The sequence below is a fragment of the Lacinutrix sp. genome (assembly GCF_023299985.1).
GTDB lineage: Bacteria > Bacteroidota > Bacteroidia > Flavobacteriales > Flavobacteriaceae > Lacinutrix.
Genome location: NZ_JALZVX010000054.1, coordinates 1 through 9,448 on the forward strand (window position 1 = coordinate 1; position 9,448 = coordinate 9,448).

The following is a 9,448-nucleotide window of genomic DNA, read 5'->3' on the forward strand; positions in this document are numbered from 1 at the left end:
ATTTTAAATACTTTGTTGCTCAATTTTTCAAAACAGAGTTTCACTAATAAAAAAAGCTTCAGCAAATGCTGAAGCTTTAAAAGTCGGGGTGGCAGGATTCGAACCTGCGGCCTCCACGTCCCAAACGTGGCGCGATAACCGGGCTACGCTACACCCCGAAAACAGTTATCAAAATAAGTCTGTTAAATTTCAGAAGTGCAAATATACCTTACTTATTTAAATAACAAACTATTTTTATTGTAAATTGTACAAAACATTTCAATTATATAATGAGAGCGAAAAACCTAATTTATTTATTACTGTTTTTAATGTCCTTTACTGCTTGTGCTCAAGACAAGAATCCAGTAAATAAAAACAACACACACGAAGTTGTTGTTCCAGAATTAACTAATCCTTGGGGATTTGTATTCTTGCCAGACAGTTCTATATTAATTACTGAAAAAGAAGGCAAAATAATTCATTTTAAGGATAATGTTAAAAAGGAGATTAAAGATTTACCAGAAATTTATGTTCGAGGTCAAGGTGGATTATTAGATATAAATATTCATCCAGATTTTAAAAATAACGGTTGGATCTATTTTTCTTATGCTTCACCTAAAGGAGAAGAAAAAGGTGGAAATACGGCTATAATGAGAGCTAAAATAGAAAACGGTTCTCTTGTTGAAAAACAACTACTCTACAAGGCAGAGCCTAACACTACAAAAGGTCAACATTTTGGTTCAAGAATAGTTTTTGGCAAAGAAGGCTGTCTTTATTTTACAATTGGAGAACGTGGTAATCGCGATGAGAACCCACAAGATATCACAAGAGATTGTGGGAAAATTTACAGATTAAATGCAGATGGTAGTGTACCAGAAGATAATCCTTTTGTAAACTCTAAAGATGCAAAAAAAGCCATTTGGTCTTATGGCCATCGCAATCCGCAAGGCATGGAATTACATCCAGACACTAAAGAAATTTGGACGCACGAGCATGGACCAAAAGGTGGTGACGAAATAAATATTATTAAAAAAGGAAAAAATTATGGTTGGCCAATAATTACTTATGGTAAAAATTATTCTGGTACTACTATAACAGATGAAACAACAAAAGCAGGTATGGAACAACCTATTCACTATTGGGATCCATCTATTGCTCCAAGTGGTATGGCTTTTATTTCTTCAAAAAAATACGGAGACTGGAAAGGTAGTTTATTAGTAGGCTCATTAAAATTTAGCTACTTAAACCGTTGCGAATTAAAAGATGGTAAAGTTGTTAAAGAAGAAAGATTGTTAGATGGTATTGGCAGAGTACGTTCTATAGAACAAGGACCAGATGGCTATATTTATGTAGGTGTCGAAAATTTAGGTATTGTTAAATTAATAAGAAATTAAATATACATATGAAGAACTTTAGCTTTAGTTTGGGTCTTCTTTTTTTGGTTTGCGCCTGTAACTCTTTAGATAAAAAAATGGCACTAAACAATGCTAGTGTCAATCAAGATTTTTCTGAAGGCAAAGAAATTTATAATGATTTTTGCATGCAATGCCACATGGCAAATGGTGAAGGTGTTACAAAGGTATTTCCGCCTTTAGCTAAATCAGATTATTTAATGACTAAAACATTAGAAAGCATTAAAGCTATTAAATACGGTCTTTCTGGGGCTATTACTGTAAATAGTATAAAATACAATACAGCAATGGCTTCACCTGGCTTGAGTGATGACGAGGTTGCTAATGTAATGAACTATATTACAAACAGTTGGGGAAACGAAAATACGTCGTTAATAACTGAAGAAGAAGTTTCGAAGGTTGAGCGCTAATATTTTGCTGTAAATTCCTAAATTTGTTTGGGTAAATTAAAACTTAAAACATGCTTATAATAGGAATTGCTGGAGGAACAGGTTGTGGGAAAACAACTGTAGTAGAGCAAATAATGAACGAATTACCAGAAGGTGAGGTTGGTGTAATTTCTCAGGATTCGTACTACAAAGACACCTCTCACATGTCTTACAAGGAGCGCGTGAAAATTAATTTCGACCATCCAAAATCTATTGATTTTAAACTATTAAGACAGCATTTAACAGCCTTAAAAGCTGGCGAAAATATAGAGCAACCTGTATATTCTTTTGTAGAGCATAACAGAACTAAAGAAACCGTTACTACACATCCAAAACGCGTCATGATAGTCGAGGGTATATTAATTTTAAGTAAGCAGAAAATTCGCGATATGTTTGATATTAAAATTTTTGTACATGCAGATAGCGACGAGCGTTTAATTAGACGTGTAAAAAGAGATATTGCAGAACGTGGTAGAGACATAAACGAGGTATTAACACGCTACCAAACAACCTTAAAGACAATGCACCAGCAATTTATTGAGCCAATGAAAGAATATGCAGATTTAATAATACCTAACAATAAATACAACACAGTTGCTGTTGATATTGTACGCACAATAATTAATGAAAAACTGACTTAATGCCAAAGTTTTTAAAAAATAAATTCTTGATTATCTTTATAGCATTCGCAGCATGGATGTTATTTTGGGATAGTAATTCATTATCAATACATAATATATTAAATAAGGATATCGAAAAACTTGAGAACGAAAAAGAATACTACAAAAAAGAAATAGTTAAAGATAACAAGGCTATTAAAGAATTAAAAAAAGAAGAAGGTTTAGAAAAATTTGCTCGCGAGGAATATTACATGAAACGTGAAAACGAAGACATATATATTATTGAATATCAAGACAGTTTAAAAGTTACAACAGATGAGTAAAAAACTATTTAGCGATTTTGATAGTGTTTCGGCAAAAGCCTGGAAACAAAAAATTCAAGTAGATTTAAAAGGCGCAAATTATAACGATACTTTAATTTGGAATACCGAAGAAGACATTAATGTAAAACCTTTTTATCATAAAGATGACTTTGAAGACAAATTGTTTACAGAAATTCAATCTAACGCTTGGTCTATTTCTCAATCCATTTTTGTTTTCGATGTGGAAAAATCTAACGCTAAAGCTATAAACGCTATAGAAAGAGGTGCAGAAAACATTATTTTTATTCTCCCAAATAAAGAAGTATCCATAACTACTTTATTACAAAACATAGACACTACTTCTACTCCATTATATTTTGAATTACAATTTATAGATCCAGAATATGCTAAACAATTATCTGCTATTTCTGGAGTTACCCTTTTAACAGACATAATTGGAAATCTTGCCAAGTCTGGCAATTGGTTTAGTACTTTAAATAGTGATTACGAGCAATTAGAAAAAATTATCTCTACAAATAACAATACGCTTTCTGTGGATTTAAGTTTATATCAAAATGCAGGTGCAACTATTGTACAGCAACTAGCTTATAGTTTGGCTCATGCTAATGAGTATTTAAATAATTTTAAAACCAATTTAAAATCCCAAATAACATTTAAGGTTTCGGTAGGAACAAACTATTTTTTTGAAATAGCAAAAATTCGTGCACTAAGAATCCTTTGGAAAACTTTAGCTTTAGAATATGGCGTTAATAAAACATGCCACATTATTGCAACTCCTACAAAACGTAACAAAACATTATACGATTACAACACCAATATGCTACGTACAACTACAGAGTGCATGAGTGCTATTCTTGGTGGTGCAAATACCATTTGTAATCTTGCTTACGATGCTATTTACCATAAAGACAACGAATTTGGTGAGCGTATTTCTAGAAATCAGCTTTTGGTTTTAAAGCATGAAAGCTATTTTAATGCTGTTGAAAATGCTTCAGATGGTGCATATTACATTGAGAGTTTAACTCAGCAACTTTCAGAAAAAGCATTAGCTCTTTTTAAAGATCTAGAACAAAAAGGTGGATTTCTTAAGTTATTAAAAGAAGGAGTAATTCAGAAAAAAATAAAAGAAAGCGCAGCTAAAGAACAAGCAAGTTTCGATAGTGGAAACATTATTTTACTTGGTACTAATAAGCACCCAAATAAAGACGATAGAATGAAAAACGATTTAGAACTCTATCCTTTTTTAAAAATGAATGCAAGAAAAACATTAATTGAACCTATTTTAGAAAAGCGATTAGCAGAAAAATTAGAACAAAACCGATTAAAAACTGAATAAATATTTTACAAATGAAAACAACAATTAAACTTTTAGCCTTACTAATTTTAGTTACAGTTTCAAGTTGTAACAACTCAAAAAAAATAGAGTTTAAATACACAGAAAGCATAAAATTATTGACTTGCGACTTACCAAATGTCGACTTATTAAAAGAGGCTATTTATGCTTTCGAGAATGATATAATTAATACCTACGACGCGCAAAATAGAAATATAGTAAAAAGCTACACTAGCTATATAAATTTAAAATCTAGAAATAAAGCAGATGTAAAAGAAATTGCTAGTGCGCACAGTTTAGCAATTGCTAAAGCGCTAAAAGAAGACACTAATTTATGGACTGTAAGCAATGGCGTAACAACACTTAACACGTCTCATTCTTTAATAATAGACTGCATAGCAAATAACATAAAAAATAAGGACATTAAAACAAGCTATAAAGCTTTATTAAGCACCAATAGCTTTAAATCAAATTTAATCTTACCTCTTTTTATAGGTAACACTGGAGTTATTCAAACAGATGGAAGTTTAAAATCTTTCGTGGCATTAGAATACTTTTATTCTCAATTATTAGATGTAAGACTAGAAGAACTAAAGAATCCAAATCCGCAATTACAACCTGAACCTATAAAACCTGCTGTAAACAAAGTTGACTTCAATAAAACACCCAAAGTAAATTAAGCATACGCTCACACGCTGGACATAATCACTATTAATGATAAGAAAAAACCTTCAACATATTACCATAGAATCTAAAACAAGTACTAAAGAGCCAAAAGCAAGTTCTTTTTTAACTGCCGAAGATATTACTGTAAAATCTAATTACTCAAAATCCGATTTAAAAGATGTAGAGCATTTAGATTTTGTAGCAGGTATTGCACCAAATTTACGTGGACCATACTCAACTATGTATGTTCGCAGACCTTGGACTATAAGGCAATATGCAGGTTTTTCTACTGCTGAAGAAAGTAACGCTTTTTACAGAAGAAATTTAGCTGCTGGACAAAAAGGATTATCTGTAGCCTTCGATTTGGCAACACATCGCGGTTACGATAGTGACCATGAACGCGTTGTTGGAGATGTTGGAAAAGCTGGTGTTGCTATTGATAGTGTTGAAGATATGAAAGTATTGTTCAACCAGATTCCGCTAGATAAAATGAGCGTTTCTATGACTATGAATGGTGCTGTTTTACCAATCTTAGCCTTTTATATTGTAGCAGCTCAAGAACAAAACGTAAAGTTAGAAGACTTAGCAGGCACTATCCAAAACGATATTTTAAAGGAGTTTATGGTACGTAATACGTACATCTATCCTCCTACACCATCGATGCAGATAATTTCGGATATTTTTGAATACACTAGTAAAAATATGCCAAAATTTAACAGCATTAGTATTTCTGGTTATCACATGCAAGAAGCTGGAGCAACCTGTGATATTGAATTAGCTTACACACTAGCAGATGGTTTAGAATACATAAGAAAAGGACTAGCAGCAGGAATGGATATTGATACTTTTGCGCCTAGACTGTCTTTCTTTTGGGCTATTGGCATGAATCATTTTATGGAAATTGCTAAAATGAGAGCTGCCAGAATGTTATGGGCTAAATTGGTAAAACAATTTAACCCAAAAAACACAAAATCTTTAGCTCTACGTACGCATTGCCAAACTAGTGGTTGGAGTTTAACAGAACAAGACCCTTTTAATAATGTAGCACGAACAACTATTGAAGCTACTGCTGCAGCTTTTGGTGGCACACAAAGTTTACATACTAATGCCTTAGACGAAGCTATTGCATTACCAACAGATTTCTCTGCAAGAATTGCAAGAAACACACAAATATTTTTACAAGAAGAAACCCATATTACTAAAACTGTAGATCCTTGGGCTGGTAGTTTTTATGTTGAAAAACTAACACACGATATCTCGCAAAAGGCATGGGCTTTAATTGAAGAAGTTGAAGAACTTGGTGGCATGACCAAAGCCATAGAAGCTGGTATTCCAAAACTAAGGATTGAAGAAGCTGCTGCAAGAAAACAAGCACGCATAGACTCTGGACAAGATATTATTGTTGGTGTTAATAAGTATGTTTTGGATGAAGAAGATCCTCTTCATATTTTAGAAGTCGATAACCAAACCGTTAGAAAACAACAAATTGGACGTTTAGAAAAAACAAAAGCCGAACGTGACACTAAAAAAGTAACTGAAGCTTTGCAACATTTAACTGAGGCTGCTCGATTATCTAACAAAACCAGAGACTCTAATGTTAGTGCAGATAATAATTTACTACATTTAGCAGTAATAGCAGCAAGAGAACGTGCTACTTTAGGAGAAATTAGTGATGCTTTAGAAGCTGTTTATGGCAGATACAAAGCGCAAATAAAAACATTTTCTGGTGTGTATAGTAAAGAAATAAAAGACGATTCTAGCTTTAAAAAAGCACAAGAATTAGCAGACACTTTTGCCGAACAAGATGGTCGAAGACCTCGAATAATGATTGCTAAAATGGGACAAGATGGTCATGATCGTGGTGCTAAAGTTGTGGCTACTGGTTATGCAGATGTTGGTTTCGATGTCGATATTGGTCCATTGTTTCAAACACCACATGAAGCTGCAAAACAAGCTGTAGAAAACGATGTGCATATTCTTGGTGTCTCTTCTCTTGCAGCAGGACATAAAACTCTAGTACCACAAGTAATAGAAGAACTAAAAAATTATGGTCGCGAAGATATTATGGTTATTGTTGGTGGTGTAATACCTAAACAAGATTACCAATATTTATTTGATGCTGGAGCTGTTGCTGTATTTGGTCCTGGAACTAAAATTAGCGAAGCTGCTATTACTATTTTGGAGGTTTTAATTGATTAGACAGTAATAAAAATCTTCTATTATTTTACTTAACATTCGTTTAAACCTTAGCTATAAATATTTAATTCTAAATTACGAATATAAAACCAACTAAAAAACATGAAAAAACCACTACTAACTATCTTAATTGCAATTATTAGCGTAAATTGTTTTGCTCAGATTTCTTTTGAAAAAGGTTATTTTATAGATAATAACGATCAAAAAACAGAATGTCTAATTAAAAATATTGATTGGGTAAATAATCCAACAGAGTTTCAATATAAAGCAGCAGAAGAGTTAGAAAAAAAAACAAATAATATATTATCAGTTAAAGAATTCGGGATCTATAATGAGTCAAAATACGTAAGAAGCACAGTAAATATTGATAGATCTAGTAGCAAATTGAATGAATTAAGCACTTCTAGAGTCCCTACTTTTAAAGAAGAAAAACTTTTTTTAAAAGTTCTAGTTGCAGGTAAAGCAAATTTATATCAATTTAGAGAGAATGCTTTAGTTAGATTCTTTTATAGTAAAGATAATTCGACTGCTATTAAGCAATTAGTTTTCAAAAACTACAAATCTTCTGGAGATTTGATTGGTGAGAATAATTTATTCAGACAGCAATTATTTAATGATTTAAAATGTAATACGGTTACAATTAAAGATGCAAGTAGAATTAAGTATGAAAAAGATGATCTTACAGCATTTTTTGTAACATACAATGAATGTAATAATTCTGAATTAACAAATTTTGAAGAAAATAAAAATAGAGATTTATTTAATTTAACTGCAAGAATAGGGTTTAATAATTCTTCTTTACTTATTTCAAATCCAATAACAGATCCACAAATAGTAGACTTTGGAAGTAAATTAAACTTAAGAATAGGACTAGAAGCAGAATTTATTCTACCATGGAATAAAAACAAATTTGCTGTTATTTTGGAACCTACATATCAAAATTTTAAATCGGAAGAAACAGTTTCAAATAAAGCTGTTATAATAGATTACTCTTCAATAGAAATACCTTTAGGAATAAGATATTCTTCCTTTATTAACGACAATTCTAAGGTGTTTATTAATGGGTCTTATATATTAGATATAACTAACAATTCAACAGTTGTATTTGATAGAGATATTAATTTAGAAATTACAAATTCATTTAATTTTGGTTTTGGAGTAGGTTATAAACAAAACGATAAATATAGTTTAGAATTGAGATATCAAACAAGAAGAGGATTACTTAATACTTTTCAATTTTTTGGTACAGATTATAAAACGATATCTTTAATATTTGGATATACAATACTTTAGTAAATAGTAAATTTTCTTTACTGTCCAAAAAGATTATTTTTATTACAGAAGGCTTATAAAACCAAGGTTTAAATACGATAAAATAAAATCAGTTAGGCTGGAAGTTATTTTAAATATTATGGCTCATAAAAAAATAGTTATTGGCCATATACCTGTAAAAATATTTCAACATTTTTTAAGGGAAAGGTAATTATAAAACCTTAAAATAAGCATCTAGAAAGAGTAACCTATCCTCTAAAAATAACTTTAAGTAGTCGTAGTGCTCTTTATTAGAGTCTTTGTTTAACTTATTCTGCTAAACAAGTTGCTCTCTTTCGTAAACTTTTTCCTCTGTAAATTTAGTGTAGATTTCATCAATTTTAGACATAAGTGTTTCGTTACTAAAATAGGTTTCTCTTAAAGCCATCCATCTGGCTTTCACTTTTTCTTTATAACCATTTGGATTTAATTCTAATAGTCTATTAAAAAGACCATTTCCATAAACACCATAGTATTCGTTATTTCTAAACACTTCAACATATTTCACCTCGAAATTACTTTTAGCTTTAGGTTCTTTTTCAATATAATGAGGCTGGTGTATTTTTGTCCACAATTTAGTAGCTATAGTAAGAACGTAAACGTAATGGTTCGTTATACATAGCGTCTAGAATCCAATCATCGTCAGAGCGCATGCCTTTAAATTTTATATCTTTTTTTTCTTTGGAAACAAGATCTGCCCAAAACTCTAAATCGAAAGATTTTTTGGAAAGCCTAAAGATAAATTTCCGCGATACCTAACTCCCATTGTGCTTTCAATATATTCTCCAGTATTAAAATAGGTAAATTGACCAGCTATTTTTTGATCACTATTTATTTTTAAAGTGTCCATTTAATATGAACTATTGGTAGTTTAGAAATGTATAAAGTATAATCTTCACCATTAGTAACACTATTAGCTTCTGCATACGATAACTGCTTAGAAATTTCGTTTACACTAAAATTTTCGTTAAACCTTAAAATTGCGATACTTTTATTTACAGCATTAAGTGAATCTAGATTTTTGGTATGCCATAACTCCCTTTTTCTGCAACAATATCTTGTGCAAAAGTTGTAGTGAAATTTGACCCGTCCTGAAATAAGGCTACATAATTTTAAACATTATGTATAGAAATGACAAAGTAATTAGACGTTACAGTGAACCTTTTAAATTAAAAATTTT

11 protein-coding genes and 1 tRNA gene are annotated in these 9,448 nt (G+C 31.2%); 8 read left to right on the forward strand and 4 right to left on the reverse strand.

Features of this window, described 5'->3' with window-relative positions:
- Positions 1-83: 83 nt before the first annotated feature.
- Positions 84-158: transfer RNA gene (locus Q0C58_RS02875), tRNA-Pro, on the reverse strand.
- A gap of 111 nt (positions 159-269) precedes the next feature.
- Here Q0C58_RS02875 and Q0C58_RS02880 point away from each other — a divergent pair.
- The 8 genes from Q0C58_RS02880 (at position 270) to Q0C58_RS02915 (ending at position 8,250) form a co-directional block, all read left to right on the forward strand.
- Positions 270-1,373 carry a PQQ-dependent sugar dehydrogenase gene (locus Q0C58_RS02880; RefSeq protein ID WP_290697258.1) on the forward strand — a complete coding sequence of 368 codons (1,104 nt, stop codon included), beginning with the start codon at positions 270-272 and terminating at the stop codon, positions 1,371-1,373.
- Between the two features lie 77 nt (positions 1,374-1,450).
- The gene (locus tag Q0C58_RS02885) at positions 1,451-1,801 is read left to right on the forward strand and encodes a cytochrome c (RefSeq protein ID WP_290697261.1); all 351 of its coding nucleotides are present in this window, start codon (positions 1,451-1,453) and stop codon (positions 1,799-1,801) included.
- 50 nt (positions 1,802-1,851) lie between these two features.
- The gene (udk, locus tag Q0C58_RS02890; RefSeq protein ID WP_290697264.1) at positions 1,852-2,460 is read left to right on the forward strand and encodes a uridine kinase; all 609 of its coding nucleotides are present in this window, start codon (positions 1,852-1,854) and stop codon (positions 2,458-2,460) included.
- Positions 2,460-2,762, forward strand: coding sequence for a septum formation initiator family protein (locus tag Q0C58_RS02895; RefSeq protein WP_290697267.1), 303 nt, complete (start codon positions 2,460-2,462; stop codon positions 2,760-2,762). Before udk ends, Q0C58_RS02895 begins: the two co-directional genes overlap by 1 nt.
- The gene (locus Q0C58_RS02900; protein WP_290697270.1) at positions 2,755-4,098 is read left to right on the forward strand and encodes a methylmalonyl-CoA mutase subunit beta; all 1,344 of its coding nucleotides are present in this window, start codon (positions 2,755-2,757) and stop codon (positions 4,096-4,098) included. The genes Q0C58_RS02895 and Q0C58_RS02900 overlap by 8 nt, the downstream gene beginning before the upstream one ends.
- Positions 4,099-4,109: 11 nt before the next feature.
- Positions 4,110-4,775, forward strand: a complete 666-nt coding sequence (locus tag Q0C58_RS02905) for a hypothetical protein (RefSeq protein WP_290697273.1) — start codon at positions 4,110-4,112, stop codon at positions 4,773-4,775.
- Positions 4,776-4,809: 34 nt separating this feature from the next.
- Complete coding sequence (gene scpA, locus Q0C58_RS02910; RefSeq protein ID WP_290697276.1) at positions 4,810-6,960, forward strand: methylmalonyl-CoA mutase; 2,151 nt, start codon at positions 4,810-4,812, stop codon at positions 6,958-6,960.
- Between the two features lie 99 nt (positions 6,961-7,059).
- Complete coding sequence (locus tag Q0C58_RS02915) at positions 7,060-8,250, forward strand: tRNA modification GTPase (protein WP_290697279.1); 1,191 nt, start codon at positions 7,060-7,062, stop codon at positions 8,248-8,250.
- A gap of 295 nt (positions 8,251-8,545) precedes the next feature.
- Here Q0C58_RS02915 and Q0C58_RS02920 read toward each other — a convergent pair whose 3' ends face one another.
- Genes Q0C58_RS02920 through Q0C58_RS02925 form a run of 3 tightly spaced genes read right to left on the reverse strand, consistent with a single transcriptional unit; the run spans position 8,546 to position 9,118 of the window.
- A complete protein-coding gene (locus Q0C58_RS02920) occupies positions 8,546-8,842 on the reverse strand; it encodes a CotH kinase family protein (protein WP_290697282.1) in 297 nt (98 codons plus the stop codon).
- Between the two features lies 1 nt (position 8,843).
- Positions 8,844-9,008, reverse strand: a complete 165-nt coding sequence (locus tag Q0C58_RS12410; RefSeq protein ID WP_366841162.1) for a CotH kinase family protein — start codon at positions 9,006-9,008, stop codon at positions 8,844-8,846.
- Positions 8,975-9,118, reverse strand: coding sequence for a hypothetical protein (locus Q0C58_RS02925; RefSeq protein ID WP_290697285.1), 144 nt, complete (start codon positions 9,116-9,118; stop codon positions 8,975-8,977). The genes Q0C58_RS12410 and Q0C58_RS02925 overlap by 34 nt, the downstream gene beginning before the upstream one ends.
- Positions 9,119-9,448: the final 330 nt, after the last annotated feature.